This is a genomic window from Flammeovirga sp. SubArs3 (assembly GCF_947387565.1).
Classification (GTDB): domain Bacteria; phylum Bacteroidota; class Bacteroidia; order Cytophagales; family Flammeovirgaceae; genus Flammeovirga; species Flammeovirga agarivorans.
Genome location: NZ_CANDOA010000004.1, coordinates 457,466 through 476,997 on the forward strand (window position 1 = coordinate 457,466; position 19,532 = coordinate 476,997).

General features: G+C 34.1%; 15 protein-coding genes. 4 read left to right on the forward strand and 11 right to left on the reverse strand.

The window, feature by feature from the left end; all coding sequences use genetic code 11:
* Positions 1-49: 49 nt before the first annotated feature.
* The 6 genes from QL232_RS14225 to QL232_RS14250 all read right to left on the reverse strand — a co-directional run bounded on the left by QL232_RS14225 (position 50) and on the right by QL232_RS14250 (position 9,495).
* Positions 50-1,672, reverse strand: coding sequence for a TrkA C-terminal domain-containing protein (locus QL232_RS14225; RefSeq protein ID WP_211093218.1), 1,623 nt, complete (start codon positions 1,670-1,672; stop codon positions 50-52).
* A gap of 260 nt (positions 1,673-1,932) precedes the next feature.
* Entirely contained in the window at positions 1,933-2,853 is a 921-nt protein-coding gene (locus QL232_RS14230; RefSeq protein ID WP_281614589.1) for a universal stress protein, read from the reverse strand.
* 174 nt (positions 2,854-3,027) lie between these two features.
* Complete coding sequence (locus QL232_RS14235) at positions 3,028-6,171, reverse strand: hypothetical protein (RefSeq protein ID WP_281614590.1); 3,144 nt, start codon at positions 6,169-6,171, stop codon at positions 3,028-3,030.
* A gap of 141 nt (positions 6,172-6,312) precedes the next feature.
* Complete coding sequence (locus QL232_RS14240; protein WP_281614591.1) at positions 6,313-6,573, reverse strand: hypothetical protein; 261 nt, start codon at positions 6,571-6,573, stop codon at positions 6,313-6,315.
* 255 nt (positions 6,574-6,828) lie between these two features.
* Positions 6,829-8,517, reverse strand: a complete 1,689-nt coding sequence (locus QL232_RS14245; RefSeq protein ID WP_168881576.1) for a hypothetical protein — start codon at positions 8,515-8,517, stop codon at positions 6,829-6,831.
* Between the two features lie 228 nt (positions 8,518-8,745).
* A complete protein-coding gene (locus QL232_RS14250; RefSeq protein WP_281614592.1) occupies positions 8,746-9,495 on the reverse strand; it encodes a class I SAM-dependent methyltransferase in 750 nt (249 codons plus the stop codon).
* Positions 9,496-9,771: 276 nt separating this feature from the next.
* Here QL232_RS14250 and QL232_RS14255 point away from each other — a divergent pair, with 276 nt between their 5' ends.
* On the forward strand, positions 9,772-10,077 hold the full coding sequence (locus tag QL232_RS14255) for a Dabb family protein (protein WP_281614593.1): 306 nt from the start codon (positions 9,772-9,774) through the stop codon (positions 10,075-10,077).
* Between the two features lie 4 nt (positions 10,078-10,081).
* On the opposite strand, the gene QL232_RS14260 is transcribed toward QL232_RS14255, so the two are convergent.
* From QL232_RS14260 to tgt, 3 genes are all read right to left on the reverse strand, one after another.
* On the reverse strand, positions 10,082-11,698 hold the full coding sequence (locus QL232_RS14260; protein WP_281614594.1) for a hypothetical protein: 1,617 nt from the start codon (positions 11,696-11,698) through the stop codon (positions 10,082-10,084).
* A gap of 187 nt (positions 11,699-11,885) precedes the next feature.
* On the reverse strand, positions 11,886-12,443 hold the full coding sequence (locus QL232_RS14265) for a hypothetical protein (RefSeq protein ID WP_168881572.1): 558 nt from the start codon (positions 12,441-12,443) through the stop codon (positions 11,886-11,888).
* Positions 12,444-12,517: 74 nt separating this feature from the next.
* Positions 12,518-13,654 carry a tRNA guanosine(34) transglycosylase Tgt gene (gene tgt / locus QL232_RS14270; protein ID WP_281614595.1) on the reverse strand — a complete coding sequence of 379 codons (1,137 nt, stop codon included), beginning with the start codon at positions 13,652-13,654 and terminating at the stop codon, positions 12,518-12,520.
* Between the two features lie 383 nt (positions 13,655-14,037).
* Here tgt and QL232_RS14275 point away from each other — a divergent pair, with 383 nt between their 5' ends.
* A complete protein-coding gene (locus tag QL232_RS14275; RefSeq protein ID WP_168881570.1) occupies positions 14,038-14,874 on the forward strand; it encodes a hypothetical protein in 837 nt (278 codons plus the stop codon).
* A 34-nt stretch (positions 14,875-14,908) separates the two neighbouring features.
* Here the strand turns inward: QL232_RS14275 and QL232_RS14280 are convergent, their stop codons facing one another.
* Entirely contained in the window at positions 14,909-15,409 is a 501-nt protein-coding gene (locus tag QL232_RS14280) for an acetyl-CoA carboxylase biotin carboxyl carrier protein subunit (protein ID WP_281614596.1), read from the reverse strand.
* 202 nt (positions 15,410-15,611) lie between these two features.
* On the opposite strand from QL232_RS14280, the gene QL232_RS14285 reads away from it, so the two are divergent.
* Entirely contained in the window at positions 15,612-16,379 is a 768-nt protein-coding gene (locus tag QL232_RS14285) for an outer membrane beta-barrel protein (RefSeq protein ID WP_281614597.1), read from the forward strand.
* The gene (locus QL232_RS14290; RefSeq protein ID WP_281614598.1) at positions 16,379-16,876 is read left to right on the forward strand and encodes a hypothetical protein; all 498 of its coding nucleotides are present in this window, start codon (positions 16,379-16,381) and stop codon (positions 16,874-16,876) included. Before QL232_RS14285 ends, QL232_RS14290 begins: the two co-directional genes overlap by 1 nt.
* Before the next feature lie 38 nt (positions 16,877-16,914).
* On the opposite strand, the gene QL232_RS14295 is transcribed toward QL232_RS14290, so the two are convergent.
* Entirely contained in the window at positions 16,915-19,362 is a 2,448-nt protein-coding gene (locus QL232_RS14295; protein ID WP_281614599.1) for a bifunctional UDP-N-acetylmuramoyl-tripeptide:D-alanyl-D-alanine ligase/alanine racemase, read from the reverse strand.
* Positions 19,363-19,532 lie beyond the last annotated feature (170 nt).

Consider the following 19,532-nt stretch of genomic DNA (forward strand, 5'->3'; position numbering starts at 1 on the left):
GTAGAATATTTCCTACAGGTGTTTTTATATATTGTAATTTCTATTTTAATTATAATCCTCCAATTATCTGAGCAACAATAATAATAGATACTAATGCGAATGGATAAACCGTCGCATAGGCTACTTGTGGGGCATCGCTTTCTGTCATATTGTCCATAGCACTTAGACCAGGAGTAGAAGTCATACCACCTGTTAAAGCACCCATTAGAGAAAGGAAATTAACTTTCAATACAAAGTGTCCAATAATTGTAACACACAACATAGGTACTAAAGTGATAACTGCACCGATTCCGAATAATTGGAAACCATACTCACTGATAGTGGCTACTAACTTTGTTCCAGCACCAACTCCTACAGGAGTTAAGAATAATAACAGTCCAAACTGACGTAATAGTGCATTGGCATTAGACGGTAAATGCCAGATAATTGGTCCTGTTTTACCTAATCTTGATAAACCTAATGCAGCCATTAATACACCACCTGTAAGTCCTAGTGAGAATGCACTACCACCTGGTAATGGTACTTCAATTTTACCTAATAAAATACCAACGATAATACCCAATGCTACTGGAAGGAAACTTGGAGTTTCTACCATTTTGATACTATCACCAAATAATTCTGTAAGACCTTCTACGTTACCTTTTGTAGATGAGATTAAAATCTTATCACCAAATCTTAATCTTGTAGATGGACGGGGAGTTAAGTCTACACCTGCTCTTCTAACCCTAGTTACTGTAGCTAAATAGTTATTATGTAAATCTAATTCACCTAATGTTTTACCTACTACGTTTCTTGATGAAATCACAAACCAACGGATTTCATGTATACCAGAACGAGGAATTTTAGTATCAGTTTTTTCACCCAAAAGAATTTCAACTCGTTTTAATGCATCTGCAGTACCTACAGCTTTCACTAAGTCGCCTTTATGAAGTACTGTTTCTTTGGTAGGTGGCTTACTCTCTTTATTAGGTTCCATGACTCTAGAAATATTGGCTTTTGTCATGAAACGAATATTTAAATCTCCAATTGTTTTACCATGAATATTGTCATTGGTAACAATGAAGTTATTGTTCATTAATTCTGGTGTACCTGCATTAGCTTCTTCTTCATATTTAAGCTCTTGCTGTTCTACACTAATACCAAAAATCTTAGGGGCTAATTTTACAAAAAGGATAACACCAATAACACCAAATGGGTAGGCAATACCATAACCGATAGAGGCTAAAGGTGATTGAGAACTTTCAATGGCAGCAGCTAAACCAGGAGTTGACGTGAGTGCACCTGTTAGAAGACCTACTGCAATTTTAAAGTCTACATCAAATAAATATCCTAATAAAAATGTAACGAGACCTCCAGAAAATACGGCAATTACTGCAAGAATAATCAGCTTACTTCCTTGAGACTTGAAAGCTTCAAAGAAAGATGGACCGGCTTGCATACCGATAGTGAAGATAAATAAAAGAAGGCCTATTTTTTGGATGATTCCGGGTATAGCAAAGTCTTCCATGCCTAAAGCATTAGTAAGGTAACCATAAAACATTGCCACGAAAATAACGGCTGACAATCCAAATGATACCCCTTTTACACTTACTTTACCTAATAATATTCCGAAAGCTATAATTGCGAATAATGCTACGTAATCTGATTGTAGTAGCGAATAAAACATCTCCATATAATGAAAGAATGTTAAGTTTGAGATTTTTAATTTATGTCGATACAAAAATGCATCTTAATAACTATAAAGATGCTTATAATTTTCTCTTAAATAAGATGATTTTCTTCACCCTTTTTTACATATTAATTTCTAATTTATTAAAGTGTTTAAAAGACATTAGTTATTAACTTTAAATAAAAGAAGGGTTTCTATTGTAATGTTTGAAATTACAGTAGAAACCCTTATTGATTTTTATGATATTATCATTTTTGAGCATTCTAGATTCGATCAAATAATGCAAAAATATCTTCAGTTTTTCCTTTGCTTTTATAAATTAAGATCGGTAGACCAATATCGGAAGCAAGTAAGTCTTCTGCAGTACTACTTAGTAACATAGAAGCCATCCAAGTTCTTGTTTTAGATCCAATAACAATGATATTGGCTTCTTCTTTCTTCGCTGTCTCATAGATCGTCTCTGCTACAGATTGACCATCTTTCATTAATATAGCTTTTGTTTCTACCAATTCTGGTTTCTTAGTTTTAGCAACAAAGTGGTCTAGTTTCTTTTGTGAGACTTCCTCTAGAACTTTAGCGACTTCTTCATAGCTTTTACCTGTAGTAGAGTATCCAGTAGGTACTTTATAACAGTTGATCGCTTTTACAAAAGTTGTATCAATCAGACTAGCCATCTCTTCAATTTGGTTTAGACAATCTTTTGATGATTCTGAAAAGTCTAATGGCAAAAGAATTTTTGGTTGAGTTGTTTTAATTAAATCAGGAGCAAATAATACAGAGCAAGGGGAGAAGGAAGCTACTTTTCTTGCAACGGCACCTGTTCTTGCAGCTATTGATTTCGTTCCGATGATAATTAAATCTGCCTGCTTCCTCTTAGTTACTTTAATGATGGTTTCGGCAGGGTTGCCTTCTTCAATAATAAGATCATAGTCAAAATTTTCAATATTAGGGATATGCTCATGAATAAGATTATTCATCGTTGTTTTAATAGACTCATCTAACGGACTAAGCATATCTGGATATTTGCTTACAACGTCATCAGGTAATTCTAATGATTCTTGAACATGAATAAAATATATCTTTTCAGAGAGATTTTTTTGAATATATTCGTGGGCGTGTTTTAATAAAGGCTCATCTTTTGAAGATCCATCGAGTGCTACTATTATTCTTTTAAAAATTGACATTTTCAGTGACTTTAAAGGGTTTGATTTATTTTAATAAGTTTGGAAATTCTTATCGAATAATCAATGATGAACGTCAATTATGCTAAGGTATATTTATTAAAAAAGCATAAAGCCCTGAAGAGTTAACTTCAAGGCTTTACTATATGTTGAATTCTTATAATTAGGAAAAACGAATTACTCTAATTTTCCTAAACGCATCATGGCTGCGGCATAGAAATTACCAAGTGGATACTTTCTGATGTAAGCTTTGTATCCTTCGATTGTATCAATTTCTTGTGCTTTTTTCCAATCGTCTTCTTCTTTTGCTTGAGAATCATTTTTAAGTGCACTGATCTTCTCTTTTGCCTCTTTCCAGTACGTTTTCTTTGTCGTAAGGTTAAGGTAGTTGAAGTATGCTCCTAAAGTATTTTCTTCACAAGTGCTATTCCATAGATCTTCCTCATCAGTATCGATTTCTCCATTTTCAGAAGACTCAATGATTTCTTCTACTGATGTTGTTGTTTTCTCAATTTCAACAACTGAAGATTCAGAACCATTTAGATCAGATCCGAAAGACTCAATAGGAGCAGTTTCGGTTGTAATTTCGTCTATGATAGTATCTTCTGTTAAGATTGGATCATCCTCCGTTGGAATGTCTTCTAAAGACGAAGCATTGAAATCATCAACAGACGGAATAGGCTCAGATGTTATTGTATCCTCAACAATAGGTGTCGATTCAATTTCTGTTTCAGCGATAGGTTCATCTTGAACTACCTCTTCACCATTTTGAAGAGTATTAATTCTAGAATAAGCATCAGCTAAATATGAATTTTCTTCTGTTCTATTCAAATACTCTTTGTAGCTGTCAATTGTATTGATTGAGCTAGCGGCGTTCCAAAGTTCTTCTTCTGACATACCATCAGTGAAAGATGAAGTTTCAGCTACTGGAGTTGGCTCTTCAATTGGAGCTGGAGTTTCTTCAATAATTTCTTCTATCGTATTTTCAATAGAAGTTTCTTCAACTGGTGTAAACTCTTCAGTTACAGGTGTAACAGTTTCGTTGCTAGATACTTCTGGAGTCTCACCTTGATCAATCTTATTAATTCTATAATAAGCTTCTGCAATCTGATCGGCAGTTTTAGAGTAATTAATATACTCTAAATAGCTGTCTTTTGTATTAATCGACTCGGCTCTTGCCCAAAGATCTTCTTCAGAAAGTTGCTCTAGCTCTTCTTCGCTTTTTGCTGTAGCTACTGTATTGTTTTCAGGAGGAGTAGCAGTATCAAATGTAGATTCAATGATTTCATCTGTTACCTCAGTGATTTCATTGTCATTTTGTTCTTGAGCAGCAGTACTTAATTCTTGTGCTTCCTCAATACTAAACGAATCTTCAGAAACCTCAGTAACTTCTACATTATTGGTTGGATCGAATTCCATTCCTTCTTCTTCTTCAACTTCTCTGATGGCTTCCATCATTACGCTGTCCAATTCAGAAACGGGTTCATTACTTATTTCGATCTCTTCAATTTCATCACTCTCGTTCCTCTTGGCTAATTGAATTCTTTCTGTATCGGTCCATAAAAGTAGTTCACCTTTAACACCTTTCGATTCTTCAATTTTAGCCAGAATATCTTCAATAGGCTCCATTCTAAGGTCCATCAATAAAGCTCTGTCGATGCTGACTTCTTCTTTTGATGATTTTTCTTTTTGAACGGCTACAGGTTTTGGCTCAGGAGCTTTTTGTTCCTTGAGTTTCTCTGTAACGTGAATAGAGTTTAATTGATCAATACGTTGATTGGCTTTTGTGATATACTTACCATTTGGGAACATTGAAAGGTAGAATTGATATCCTTCAATAGAGTTCCAAACGGCTGTTTTTTGCCAAATACTTACTTCAAGCTCTTGATTTACTTCATCTTTTGCTTGAGGTAAAAGTTCACTCATCAATTCAACTTTTAGTTTTGATCGTAAGCTTTCTTCAATATCAGCTTCTTTTGCTTTGAGTTCAGTGTTTACTTGCTCACTTAAGCGATCTTCAATTTCTTGACGTAGTTCATTACGAACTTCTTCTCTGAGTTCTTGCTCTCTACTTAGAACTTTTTCACACTCATCTTTTCTTCTAGCAACAACAGGGTCGTTTCTAAAAGTAAGAGCTTTTGTATAATGTTCTTTTGCTTCAGTGAAGTTATTATCGAAATATGCTCTGTCGCCTAAATCAACAAGATTAGAGAACTGCAACTCATTATCACAGAATTCAATTCTGTTTTGATAAGCAGGGTTATCCTGATTAAGTTGAACTAGTTCACTATATGTTCCTTTAGAACCAACAAAGTCTTTTCTATCAAATTGATCAACAGCAATTTTTTCTAAAGAGGAAATAATGCCTTTGTAAGCTATTTTCTCCTTACGAATTTCATATGCTGCTTGGTATCGTTCTTTAGCAGCCGAGTAAGACTGGCTATTAAACATTTGATCGGCTTGCAATAGTGTTTCTACGAATGCAGCAAGATTGTTGAACTCTTCATCATGTTCGAACAATTCTATCCCTTCTTTTAAGAAAGGTAGTGCCTCTTCGTATTTCTTTTCTTGGAAGCAGCGGTCAATTTCTAATCTTAGTTTCTTGGCAAGAGAGAAACGTTTGTTGTAACTGATAGGAGTTTCGTCTGCTCCATCAGAAATAAATAAAGTTTCCTCAAGGCCTTTTTGATTTCTGAAATATGCCTTTAAATCTGAAAGTGTAATGACCTCACTTTCTTTTTCAATCCCAGTTTGAAGTAGGTTGGTTAACCCTGCTGCAATTGTTTTGTCAGACTCTGTCTGATTTAACTCTGCGACGACAAAAGACTTCTTAGGACCAAATGGTTTAAGGTCTTCAATGGTTTTACGGGATAAAGCTTCGAAATCATCGCCGAAAGTAGAACAACGTCTATATTCTGCATCCAGAATTAGAAATGCTCTTTTCGCTTTGGACTCATTGACAATCTCTACAATCTCACTCAATGGAATACCATTAATGTGACATTGATTGATTGTTGTATGTGGAGATGAAAGAATAAGTTTACCTCTTCTTTCGATCAGATATCCAGAGTAAAAAAGCATTAAAGAATCTTCAGTAGTATTTGCAACTTCTGCGATTCTTTCTTTAATCATAGTGTTACCTTCAGAGTCAACAAGAGAAATAATATCTTTCTCATGTAAACCAATGATTTGTGGGTCAGTTAAGGTATCTCGTAGCTGGCTAATATCTTTATAGACATGCTCACGTCTTTGTAGACCATCGTCTTTTAAAAACGTGCCAATTCCAATAAGTATAGCTCGGGATTTTGATGAATCAAACATCAATGGCATATCAAATAAAAACTAAGAATTTCAACATAAAAATGTGTAATAAAATCGTTGTCAAAATTGACATTATAAATTACACTTCAAAAAAATAACGAACCTATTAGCGGTCTATTGTACAAAGAAGACTTAAAATAATTAATCTTCAGAGTTGTTAGCGTTAATTTCGCCTTTTTCGACCATATCATCATAATCATCTCTGATAATATTGATCTCAGCAAGAAAGTCGTCAGGGTAGGGATTACGTCTTTCTTCGTTAGAAAGTTTTTTCTTTTCTGCGTTGATTCTTTCTACATCAACTTTCTCCTCCTGCTTACTTCTACTGTTCTTATTATCTTCTGCTTCCAATGTATCCCAATCGATATCTTGGCTGGCAGATTCATTTTTAGAATTTCCCATAATTGTTTTAATTGATGTACAATTAAATAGATCAACTTTATATTTAAGTTACCAATACTTTTGAGTAATTCCCAACGAAAGTTTTAGAATCAAAAACAAAAGCATGTGGCCAACGCAAATTTACATAATTTTGAGAGAAAGTAGAGACTTTCCACTTCATAAATTCCTAACTAAAATATTCTAAAAATAAAAAAGTAGTACTATGTTCAAACGAACACAATACTACTTATAAATTTATGGTTCAAAGATGTTTACCTATTCAGATAATATCTTTTGAATGATTTTTAATGTAATCGCATAGGTTGGTCTTACACCTGTTAAACCTAAACTGCCATTGGCTAGTGTACTACCTGTTATTAAAGGGTTGTCAGAAGCGTAATATGCATAGCGAATTTTTACATCACTACTAATATTATTTCTAATTTTTGAAGCCCCTTGAATAGCCTTTTGGTAGTGTGCACCCTCCATTTCAAGACCGATCGCTCCCCATGATGAATCTTTGAAGTATCTTAAGATATCTTTATTCTGTAGAGAAGTTCCCAGTACCGAAATCATAGGCCCTGCAACAATATTCAAGTCTTTTACATCCTTGAAATCTTCATCAGTAAGATCATTCTTGAAAGGGTAGTTGTCTGCTGTACCTTCAAATACATGAGCATTTGGTATCATGATATCCCCTTTATTCCCTTTAAGAATTCCGGCTTTACCCATAATTGAGATCGAACGGACATCCAGGTTGATATTCTCACTTTCAGTAGTATATGGTTTCAATAATTCATCCATAGTCTCGAAAGCTTGTTCACCGAATGCATAATCCATTACAACAATTACAGGTGCATCATCAGAATTGAAGTCTGATTTTACTCCTAGTTCTTTTGGAAGATCATTTTTAGATAACTTCTTAGTGTCAAAGATCTGTACGGAGATATTTGTTCCAGATTCTTCTGAGATCTGAATCATACCTCTTTCGTGTGCAATAACACTGATTTTTTCCCTTAAGTGACCATTTTCTGGTTGACTTACCGTCTTCATTAAGGATAAGAAGTCTTCTTTTTTATTTTTCTGACCAACTGCATCTTGTGCGTAGAATGTATTCATTACACTATGTAGGTTGGCACTGATAATGTGAATAGGTCGTTGTAATAGGCCGTTTTGTAGAAGAACTCTCTTGATTCTAGTTGCCCAACGGTCTCCATAAATGTGGTGGCCGATACGCTCTCTTAAAGTAGGAGAGAAGCTAATTACTCTAGAACGGTCTTCATTTATTTCGTCCATCGCTAGCTTACCCATCCAATAGACAATATGGAAGAGGCCGTTGTTTTTTGAACTGTTTTTCAAGAATCTTTGGTGAGCATTCCTAGTCTCCTCATAGGTCTGACCTAGTAATGTAGCAAGATAAGTAAATGCAACTTCTTCATTGTGTGCACTCATTTCTTCTTCACCAAGTACAATTTCTTCTAACTGCAACCATTCTCTTAATGGTCTGCCTTTATCATCTTGGGCGTGTTCTCTAATTTTCTGAGCTTCAATGTAGATGAAAGTCAAGTGGGTAAGAATGTCATAGATTTCACTTCTACCTCTTGTGATTTCAATAAACATTTGCTCTTCGTCAATTCTATAGCAATTTCGACGTCTTGCTTGAGGAATTATCTTTGTAAAAGAAGATTTTTCATAACCTTCTTCAGAAGTCAGTTTAATAAATCGCGTTTCTTCAATTCCTTTTGGAAGTCTGTCAAAAACATAGACTAGGCCATTTAAATCGACCTTTTGAGGGTCAGCCATAGATCCGTAGATTTCCGGTTGTAAGATCAGAAGATCTTGCATGATGGCATGTCCTGAAGCACCACCTGGCTTGTAATAGCCTCTGATAAATAGGTGTCTCATTACTACGTACATTCTTTCGATGGCTGTTCTCGATGCCTGTGCTCTTGTTAATTCGATCATATATTATGGTTATGGTTGAAAAATATTTATAAGTGTTTCGTGTATGGTTTGAACAATTATGTTCTTCAATTTCTAACTAAGGTGATTATAGTATTTGGATTTCACCTTAATACCTGTTTACTATCGTTTTGTCTACGATTTTAGTGATGAATCATATTCAACATCACTTATTTATATCTATATAAAAATAGTCTATATGAAATAGACTATTGTGAAATTTATGAAGATTTAATGATCATTTAATGTCAGAGAAACAAGATAGTGGTTTAGCTCTCCTACATGAATCAATTCTATATTGTAACCGGCGGCAGCAGCATACTCTTCCAGAACTGGATAGCTGACATAAAGCCAATCAAATTTATCTCCTTTAACTTCCTTGAACTCCATCCAATATTGGATTTGTCCGTAATATTCGGCGGTAAGATCTATTAAGTAAGATCCATCTTCATCTTCAAAGAGATGTATTATATCTGATGAGTCAAAAACAAGTTGTCCACCTTTATTTAAAAAGGATTTTGCTTTTAATAAGAAGTCCGCTAAACCATCTAAGGTACCTACTAAACCAATACCATTCATAAGCATTAAAAGCGTATCGAACTTTGGCCCATCGTAGTCATATATATTGCCTGAAATGACTTTATTGACACCTCTTTTTTGCATGGTTTCAACTGCTAACGAAGAAATATCCATGGCGGTTACATCTTGTCCTCTTTTTTGTAGTGCCATAGCATGCGAACCGGCTCCTGCACCTACATCTAAGATTTTACCTTTACAACGATCTAATGCAAGCACCTCGATTTCTGGCATGTCAGCTTCTTCTCGAAATAGTAAGGGGACAGGGATGTCGTCAGGCTCACTAAAATCAGAATAAACTTTGACACATAAATCATCATTTTTACTCTCAAAAAAGGAAGAAATACCTGCACCCATGGGGTCTTTATCTTGAGGTAACGTATGTCCAAAAACTGACTTTGTCATTCAACTAAATTCTTTAAAACGCTAAAGTGTAAAATTTTCGCAAGTAAATAGGAAAATTGATGAATAGCAATTCAGTTTCGAAAATATCAACATTTATTAAGAAAAAGAAGATCTGAAGGTATTGCTGTTTATTGATAATCAAAAAGTTAATTTAATTGTTGGATGTGTACTACTTCTATTATTTACGATGTGAAAATAAGCCTGTAATTAGTAAGAATAGGAGAAGCATTCAATGGTTTTCTCGTTTACATTTGATTCAAATAACTAATTGAATTTATGTATAAGCACATTGTTTTGTGGAAGCTTCAAGAAGAAGCTCAAGGAAATCCTAAATCTGTTAATGCAGGTTTAGTGAAAGAAAAAGTTGAAGGGTTAAAGCAGTTTATCCCTGAAATAGAAGACTTAGATGTGGGAATTAACATTGGGGATTATGGAGCATCATTCTTTGATGTTGGGATGTACATTACATTTCAATCAAAAGAAGACTTCTTAAAATATATCACTTATAAAGAACATGATGAAGTTGTTGCTTTCATACAGAGTGTAATGTCAGCTGAAGAGATAGTGGACTTTGAAAGCTAACCTATTATTGAATCAATACTTTAAAAAAGATATTATTTTTTGAGTTAAATACTTTGATAAAGGAAAGTCCTTTTGATTTAATTTCAGGGATTTTAAAGCTGGTAACGTAACCTCCTTCAATATTAACAGAAAGGACTTTTTCTTTGATCACTTGGCCATTACTACTAATTAACGTAGCAATTACAGCATCATTGGCTGTTGATCCATCGACAACAATTGTAATAATTGACCCTGCAGAAACAATATTTGGATATAAACTGACATTAAGTTGCTCATTAGGATCATTGAAAATTACGGGTCCATAAACTGTACTTTTTCCATCAAAATCGAATTGAACAAGTCGATAGTAGTCTCCTGCAGCAGTACTGTCTAAATAAGAATAATTTGTAGTGGTATTAACGTTTCCTTGGCCTTGAACTCTACCTATAAAGGTCCAATTTCTGTTGTCGTCAGAATATTCGATGTTATAATGGCTACAGTTGATTTCTGTTAAGGTTTGCCATTGTAATAGGTTACCATCTTCTTCTTGTGTTCCATAGAAATAAGAAAGCTCAATGGGTAAATCTGCTGCTTCGATTCTTTCGCAAAGCTTTAGATTTGATGATGACTCATAACATTGGTCATCAAGGATAATACATTGACTTTCATCTGGAAAGATAAATTGTCCCTTATAATGTACTATCAAATCATTACTACAAGAAAGATATAAATCTCCTCTAAGTTCAAAAAGGCCATTATCATCTATAGTGATTTTTTCACCTCCTCTAAGTGTCATGGACTGTTGAACATATAAATCACCTGAGATGAAAAATACACCACCGCCTCCATTTTGAGAAAAAACATTACCATTAATTCTGACAAATCCATCTTCATAGATGGTCATTTCATCACCTCCAATTCTTGTATAATCTTCTTCTACAGAGAGGTCTCCATAAATGTAATAATCAGATCCTCCACCTCCTGTGGTAATTAATGCTCCATCTATATTTAAAGTAGCATTTTTATAAACGTAATAGCTGTCGCCTTGAGAACTATTGAAATTGCCCAAAATATGGAAATTGCCGTAGTTATGAATAGTTGATGTGCCGCCATTAGTAGCATTAAAACTTTTGTTGACTAATACATGGCCATTTTCACCGATAGTGAATTTAAAAGCAGAACTAGTGAAATTTAAATTACCTGATGTAGCTACCTGTCCATCTACAAGCATAGTAGTTTGACTACCGGATAAAGTTAAATCACCTACAACATTTAAAGCTCCACTTACATTAAAAGTAATTCCTGAAGGTGTTTGTTGATAAAAGATAAATGTAGCTCTTCCATTGTGCCCTAAATCAAATTTCAATGCCTTCCGGTAATTAAATGACATTTGAGTACTGATTTTATCCAAGTCAAAGTTGATATAAAATGTACTAAGTTTAGAACTCGTTGGAATTGTTATGATATCTCTTTGTGAAGGGTAGCCTAAAGTAGACACTGTTTTATTAATGGCCTTCCAATTGTCTTTGTTTTGCCAGTCTTTTACAGAATTATAAGAAGAGACTAATGGCTCAAATTGTGTCTGAGCAAAAGATGGTAAACAGAAAGATAGTAAGATAATAATAGAAAGAAATCTCGACATGGGTAAGTTTGAAATTACAGGTTACTTACTGAACATTAAATGTGTAATCGTAATACATTTTAGGTTCAATAATGTGGTTAAACAATTTCAGTATCAGTTTTAAGAAAAATGAACACACTTAAAATAATCAATTATATGATTACACTAGGCAAGTTTAATTAAAAAATGTGAATTGTTAAAAAATTAGTTATAGTAATCCAACTAATCTGTAGAAGTCGATCATGGTTATTCTAAAGGCATTTCTTTCATCCATTGTAGTTAAAAAAGGAACAGTCTTATCTCCGAATCGAATTTCAAATGCGATATCATCTTGATTTAACATGTTGTAAATCTCAGTCGCAAAGCGAAACTGTTCTTGCATGCCTCCTTGTTTGTATCGAATTTCATCCCAAAGTCCTGTCTCAGTATTTGTCCATTTCACTGTATAATGCATATATCCTTCGAAATAGGGATTAGGGGATAGCATTACAAATACATTGTCTTGTGTGGGGTTGTATAAAAGATGAAGTTGAATGATAGCTTTGGTAGTGTCACTGACGCTTTTATCGTATTTATAGATAGTGACATCTGGGTGTTGTTTTTCTGCCTTAATGATATCGTAATAGCTTGCCCTAATATTTTGAAAATACATACGAGTTTGATCATATGTAACAAACTTAGGTCGCAGAGGATCTATAATGACGTCTTTGTATGGTTGGCAAGCAATAGTGAGTAATGTAGAGAGAAGTAATATTAGCTTTTTCATAAAAAAATGTAAAGGATAACACCACTTATTAAACTCTATTGCTTGCCAAATGTTGCGTTTTTGTAAAGAAATATTTACAAACGTTGCATTAATGTTGGAATGATGGCATTTTTCCACTCTCTGAAGTCACCATCAGTAATATGTTGTCTTGCTTCCCTAACTAACCATAAGTAGAAAGAAAGGTTATGTACACTTGCAGCCATACCACCTAAAGCTTCACCTGCTTTAAATAGGTGTCTTAAATAAGCTTTGGTATAGAAACTACTAGAATAACCTTCTAATCCTGGATCAAGAGGAGAGAAGTCATCTTCCCATTTCTTGTTTTTAAGGTTGATGATACCTTGTGTTGTAAATACCATACCATGACGTGCTTGTCTTGTTGGCATTACACAATCAAACATATCTACACCTAGAGCGATATTTTCAAGGATGTTTGCAGGAGTACCTACACCCATTAAATATCTAGGCTTATCCTCCGGTAAGATGCTACAAACAAGTTCAGTATGTTCGTACATCATTTCAGCTGGTTCACCTACAGACAAACCACCGATAGCATTACCTTCACAGTTATGCGATGCAATAGTTTCGGCCGATTGTGTTCTCAAATCTCTATATGTAGATCCTTGAACAATAGGGAATAATGCTTGATGGTAGCCATATAATGGCTCAGTTTCATTTAATCTATCTACACATCTTTGTAACCAACGGTGTGTTAGGTGCATAGAGTTTTTCGCATACGTATAATCAGAAGGGTATGGAGGGCATTCATCAAAAGCCATAATGATATCGGCGCCAATAGAGCGTTCAATATCCATTACTTTTTCAGGTGTAAATAAATGCTTCGAACCATCAATATGTGATCTGAATGTTACTCCTTCTTCTTTGATTTTTCTATTATTTGCTAAAGAAAAAACCTGATATCCACCACTGTCTGTAAGTATTGGTCTATCCCAGCCATTGAATTTATGAAGGCCACCTGCCTTTTCTAAAATTTCAGTACCTGGTCTTAAGTACAAGTGATATGTATTACCAAGAATAATTTCTGCATTGATGTCTTCTTTCAGTTCTCTTTGATGAACTGCTTTTACGGTACCAACAGTACCTACAGGCATAAAAATAGGCGTTTTTATCTCACCGTGTGCTGTAGTGATTTTGCCTGCTCGAGCCTTCGTTTGAGGATCTTTATGCTTTACTTCAAATGTTAAACCCATATTTGTATTATATGTTTTTTGCCTAGAGCGTCTGCAAAGGTACAAAAGTATAGGAATCAAACACTTTTAATTTATTGTTATTAAGAGGCATCCTTGAAATAGTGAAATATATTATTGAAGTGGTGAAGGTGAGGAATTGACGAATTCTTAAATAAATTAGAAAACCCCGCCGATATTTTTAGAATAATTGTAATATTCCTAGGAAGATTTTCAAGAAATAGCGAAATACTTTTTTTTTGATGGAGCCTAATTTTAGATTAATCTAAATAATGGTTAATATTGTACTGATAAAATTTGCTATACAAACTAATTGTCGATTTCAATACTTTTTCTATGCTGTCAACAATTGGTCTTCTGTTGCCTTGAAGTTAATTACTATCTCTTTGAAACGAATAAAATTATCCAGTTTGATGATAAAGGATGTTTTACCATTACTGAACAAAACGCTTCTTTTCTCTCTATTGATTATGTTATTTTCACCTACACTAAAAGCACAAGATGGTGAAATGATCATTACCGGAGTTTATAAGGGTGCAAATCTCTATGTGGAAAATCCGATGTTAACTGATGGCTCTTTCTGTGTAAACAAAGTGCTCATCAATAATAGTGAAATGCAAAGATTGCCTAAGGCGAGTGCATTTGAGATTGACCTTTCTCATGTGGGAAAAGGAAATCACATTACTGTATTGTTATTTCACTCGAATGATTGTACTCCTCGAATATTAAATCCGAATGCAATTCGCGATAAAGGACATTTTCAGTTTATTGAATTGGATGTTACTGAGGAAGGTTTAGAGTGGGAGACTTCTGGTGAAGCTGCGGAAGGGCATTTTATGATCTTGCGTTATGAACATAATTCTTGGGTAGAAGAAATGATTGTTCAGGGTAAAAGCAGCGATAAATTAAACAAGTACTTTTATAAAGTATTACACCATAGTGGACTGAATAAGTACAAGATAAAGTATATTGAAATTACAGGTAAGATCTACAACTCAGAGATTCTATCGCATGAATCTAGTTCAGAGCAAGTGAGGTTTTACCCCAATAGAGTTTCAAAGTTATTGTCATTTACAAGACCTGTGAAATACGAAATACTTGACCAATATGGAAAAGTTATTTTAAATGGTAACTCTAACGAAGTAGATTGCTCAGCATTAAATGGCGGGAAATATTACTTTGTGAACTATGATAATAAGACAGAACGTTTCTTTAAGAAATAAAAAAAGGAAGTGAGTAAATCACTTCCTTTTTTGTTTATTCTTCAATTTCTATCAGCAAACTACCTTTTTCTACAGACTCTCCTTCTTTGGCTGTGATCTTTTTGATTGTGCCACTTAAAGGAGCCTTAAGAATGTTTTCCATTTTCATTGCTTCAAGAATGATCAAGTTATCTCCAGTTGCTACTGTATCACCAACTTTACAAAGAAGTTCGATTACTTTTCCTGGCATTGGTGCTTTGATAATGTTTTCAGCGACAACAGTACCTTTGTTCATTCCTAACTGATCTAACAATTCATCAAGCTTTGTTAGTGCTTGGAGTGATACTTTTTTACCATTGATTTTTAGTTCAACATGTTTGTAGCCAGGGTCTGATTTTAGGATTTCTATGTCGAAGCTCTTGTTATTGTAGAAGACCTGAAACACATTTTGATGTGTTTTGTTTAGGTCAATTTTTATTTTTTTGTTGTCAATGATCAAGGATTGTTTGTCTTTGATTACAGAATGATCATTCGACTTAGTTTTGATGGTAAGCATATTGTTTTTATGTGTTTGCCCTTTGAAGGGATAATATTGGATGTTTTGTAAATTATTAATTTTTACTCAAATACTATTCCTTCAGACAATTTATTTTTAATCTTTGATATTTTTCAATTCTTCATTAAAGCTTAGAGAAATTCAAAAATTATTATTTGCTTATTTTAATTACTACACTTTTCTAAACGTAACCACTGTAAAAATGGTCAAGAACAAATACCTGCGATTGAGTATTGTATTATCCTTACTTTTGGTATGCCCTTTAACTCTTTATTCTCAAACTGAGAACCAACAAAATACGAGTACTGGTACACAGTATACAATTCAGCAACAACAAGAACCTACTCAGCAAACTCCTGTAGAACAACCTGTTTATAGAAAACCCAAAAGGGAAAATGAATGGGGTATCTTTATGGGGCCATCTTGGTCTATTCCAGTAGGAACAGTGCCTCAGGTGAATACTCAAGTCACTTATGCTAATGAAAGAGCAAGAGCAAGAACTGGTTTTGATATTGGAGTAAAGTTCAACTTTTTCCTATCAAATGATGTATCTATAGAGTTTGATGTATTGTATACTTCATCAGGAAAAAATATTGAATACTCTGGGTTTTATCATGAATTAGGGTACTCAGATGAGTCTGTTACTTTTAAGGAGTCATTGGGGTATTTTACCTTCCCTATTTATGCGAACTACTACCTGACTGAAAACTTCTATATAAAAGGTGGTTTATATGGTGCTGCTCTTACAAATGCTACAAGAAGAGAAGGAGGTATTTGGGGTGACCATACGGATGTAAGTTATTTATACAAAGGTGGAGACTTTGGTGTAAGTGCCGGATTAGGTGCTTCCATGAGAGTGTTTTTTATTGAATGGAGGTACAATAGAGGATTAATTGATATCTCATTCGATGATGATAAATTATACAATCAGACGGTTCAATTATTAGTAGGTTTTAAATTCGGTGGGTAATGAAAACGAGATCATATTTTTTACTATTTATATTAGTTAGTTTCTTTATCAGTTGTACAGATGGTGATGAGGCTTCATTACCTGAAGAAGAAACTCCAGAAAAAGGAAGTTATATTTATAATTCAACTTCTGTATATTATGATAAAATATTAGGTGATAGTGTCCATACTCAAGATTTTAGAGGCTATATCATTTATAAATCAAGTAATAGAGAGTTTGAAATTCACCCTGAGGAAATAAATACTTGGAGTCTTTATTTGGCTGATAGTGTACATTCGAACGGTACTGTATATTGGACTATCAGAGAAGATCAAAATGTATATGTTGGAGAAGATGAGTTCTTTGTGGATGGTTTAGAAGTAGCCGAAATTGATGGTGTTACTTATCATGCATACATCAAAGGGAATACTTTATATTTTAAATATAGATCCTATACTTTCGATAAAGATACCCCCATTCAATATACTGAAACGAGGGTTACTGGCGAAAAATTCTAAAAAAAAGAGTGATGTTTAATTAAAGCATCACTCTTTTTTTAACCTTCCATATAGTAGACTCTCTTCACTCTCGAACTTACTGAAGTGAGAATTTCATAAGGTATGGTTTCAATATCTTTTGCTAACTGAGTAATAGGTCTTTCTTTTCCAAAGATCACCACTTCATCACCTACTTCAGCTTTCATTCCTGTAATGTCTATCATAGTCATATCCATACATACATTGCCAATTACAGGAGCTTGCTTACCGTTGACGATTACTTTTCCGATTCCATTGCTGAATTTCCTGTTAAATCCATCTGCATAGCCTATACCTATAGTCGCAATTTTCTTTTCTTTTTGTTCGACTACACCTTTACGTCCATAACCTACTGTTTCCCCAGGTTTCATATGTTTAATCTGAGCAATGACAGTTTTAAGTGTAGCCACTGGTTGGAGATCTTCTTGTTTGAGGTCGTTTACTTCAACTCCATGCAGGCCGATGCCAAGTCTAACCATATTCATTTGAGCATCTGGGTAGCGTACTATTCCTGCTGAATTTAAGCAATGCTTTATAACCGAATACCCCAATTTAGCTTCCAATTGCTTTGTCATTTTCTTAAATAAAGCAATTTGATTTTTTGAATACTGATCATGAATATCTTCATCTGCACCGGCTAAATGGGTAAATACTCCAGTTACCTTAATTTTATTTTTGATGCGATTTAAGGTGTTGAATAGTAAATCCATTTCATCTTCATTGAACCCAAGGCGGTGCATACCTGTGTCAAAATTAAGCTGAATGGCAAATGGTTTTTCATTGGCATCTTCAGAAAGGTAATCTTCTAAAGCTTGAAGCATTTCGATATTATAAATCTCTGGCTCAAGGTCATGCATTCGCATGGTTTCAAAAGAATCTGGCGATGGTGTTAATACCATAATAGGAGTACGGATACCATTTTCTCTTAATTCGACTCCTTCATCGGCAAATGCTACTCCTAGGTAATCTACAAGGTGGTATTGTAAAGTGTGTGCTAGTTCGTGTTTTCCACTACCATATCCCAACGCTTTTACCATTACCATAATTTTGGTTCTTGGTTTTAATAAAGAGCGATAGAACATTAAATTATGAACTACGGCATCCAGATTAATTTCTAATTGAGTACTGTGGATTTTCCTTTGAAGTAATACGGCAACTTTTTCAAATTCAAATTTACGGGCACCTTTTAAAAGGATCATTTCTTTAGAAAAAACTAGTGTCCCCTTTTTTATGGCATTTCTTAATGCTGCTGTAGTTTTGTAAAACTCTTTATTCTCAACCGTGATGTTATTTTGTGACTTATTCAAATGTTCACCAACACCAATGAACCTCTGAATATCATATTCCTCACAAAGTTCATTTACTTTTTGGTAGAGGGCATCATTATTATCTTTTCCTTGTAGTAAGTCAGATAAAATTAATGTTCTTGGTAACTGCTCTTGATTTTGTCCCATAAAGCCCAAAGCGATCTGCAAACCTCCTAAGTCATTATTATAAAAATCATTGATGAGAACGGTATTATTAATGCCTTCCTTCCTTTCAAGACGCATTGGAATGCTTTTCAGTCGATTGATTCTTGCGTCAATTTCTTCAAAAGAATATCCCAAGTGATACATTACAGTGACACAATGCATTGCATTTTCAAAGGATGCTGCATCAGAGAAAGGGATAGTAAGCTCATGCGAGTTGCTTTTCTCTTTAATAAGCACTTTGTGAGCTGCTTGTTCAATTATTTGTAATGTGGCATCTGTGGCTTTACCCCAAGTAATTTTATTTCCGTTCTTTAACTGTATTTCATGATCAATAAGATCATGGTCTTTGCAGTAAATAATATCATTACAATGGTCGAATAGTAAGCCTTTTTCTTTTACTTTTTGCTCAAGGCGATCAAATTGTTTGTCATGTGCTGACCCTATATTTGTAAAAAGACCAATCGTAGGGGAAATAATATCAGCCAAATTTTTCATCTCATTAGGCTGAGAAATTCCTGCTTCAAAGATTCCTAATGTATGTTTCTTATTGATTTGCCATACGGACAAAGGAACTCCAATTTGTGAATTATAGCTCTTTGGACTTTTAACCACATTATAATCGGCATCAAGAAGAGTATATAACCATTCTTTTACGATAGTTTTTGCGTTGGATCCTGTGATACTTATTACAGGGAGTGATTTAAACTTTTGTCTGTGAAAAGTAGTTACTTCCTGTAGTTTCTTTAAAGTATCATCACAATAGATGAAACTGGCTTCTTTGTATTTATAACCATGCTCAAATGCATCTGTCACCACAAATTTTCTAACACCTTTGTTATAAAGGTCTTCTATGAAATCAGTGCCTTCTCTTTTCCTGCCATTTAAGGCAAAAAAGATAGTCTGACTTGGTGCAGTTAATAGTCTACTATCAATCAGTAAATATTTTGCATTCCAAAAATCGGTGTTAAAATCTATTTGTGTAGATGATTGAGTCATTTTCTGTACAAGGTTAAAAAACAAAGTTAATGTTTAAACGATAGAATAAAATAGGAGGTTTATAGATTAATAGAGTTTAAGAAGGTACTAGCTGTTAATCATTGTATATGAATGTGATAAAATTGAAAAAACACTCGTACTTTTGTATGCTAAACGATTTGAATTCTATT

Bases quoted from the DNA above. Each gene is read 5' to 3' on its own strand.
- QL232_RS14225 (WP_211093218.1), bottom strand. From the start codon at position 1,672: ATGGAGATGTTTTATTCGCTACTACAATCAGATTACGTAGCATTATTC.
- QL232_RS14230 (WP_281614589.1), bottom strand. From the start codon at position 2,853: ATGTCAATTTTTAAAAGAATAATAGTAGCACTCGATGGATCTTCAAAA.
- QL232_RS14235 (WP_281614590.1), bottom strand. From the start codon at position 6,171: ATGTTTGATTCATCAAAATCCCGAGCTATACTTATTGGAATTGGCACG.
- QL232_RS14240 (WP_281614591.1), bottom strand. From the start codon at position 6,573: ATGGGAAATTCTAAAAATGAATCTGCCAGCCAAGATATCGATTGGGAT.
- QL232_RS14245 (WP_168881576.1), bottom strand. From the start codon at position 8,517: ATGATCGAATTAACAAGAGCACAGGCATCGAGAACAGCCATCGAAAGA.
- QL232_RS14250 (WP_281614592.1), bottom strand. From the start codon at position 9,495: ATGACAAAGTCAGTTTTTGGACATACGTTACCTCAAGATAAAGACCCC.
- QL232_RS14255 (WP_281614593.1), top strand. From the start codon at position 9,772: ATGTATAAGCACATTGTTTTGTGGAAGCTTCAAGAAGAAGCTCAAGGA.
- QL232_RS14260 (WP_281614594.1), bottom strand. From the start codon at position 11,698: ATGTCGAGATTTCTTTCTATTATTATCTTACTATCTTTCTGTTTACCA.
- QL232_RS14265 (WP_168881572.1), bottom strand. From the start codon at position 12,443: ATGAAAAAGCTAATATTACTTCTCTCTACATTACTCACTATTGCTTGC.
- tgt (WP_281614595.1), bottom strand. From the start codon at position 13,654: ATGGGTTTAACATTTGAAGTAAAGCATAAAGATCCTCAAACGAAGGCT.
- QL232_RS14280 (WP_281614596.1), bottom strand. From the start codon at position 15,409: ATGCTTACCATCAAAACTAAGTCGAATGATCATTCTGTAATCAAAGAC.
- QL232_RS14285 (WP_281614597.1), top strand. From the start codon at position 15,612: ATGGTCAAGAACAAATACCTGCGATTGAGTATTGTATTATCCTTACTT.
- QL232_RS14290 (WP_281614598.1), top strand. From the start codon at position 16,379: ATGAAAACGAGATCATATTTTTTACTATTTATATTAGTTAGTTTCTTT.
- QL232_RS14295 (WP_281614599.1), bottom strand. From the start codon at position 19,362: ATGACTCAATCATCTACACAAATAGATTTTAACACCGATTTTTGGAAT.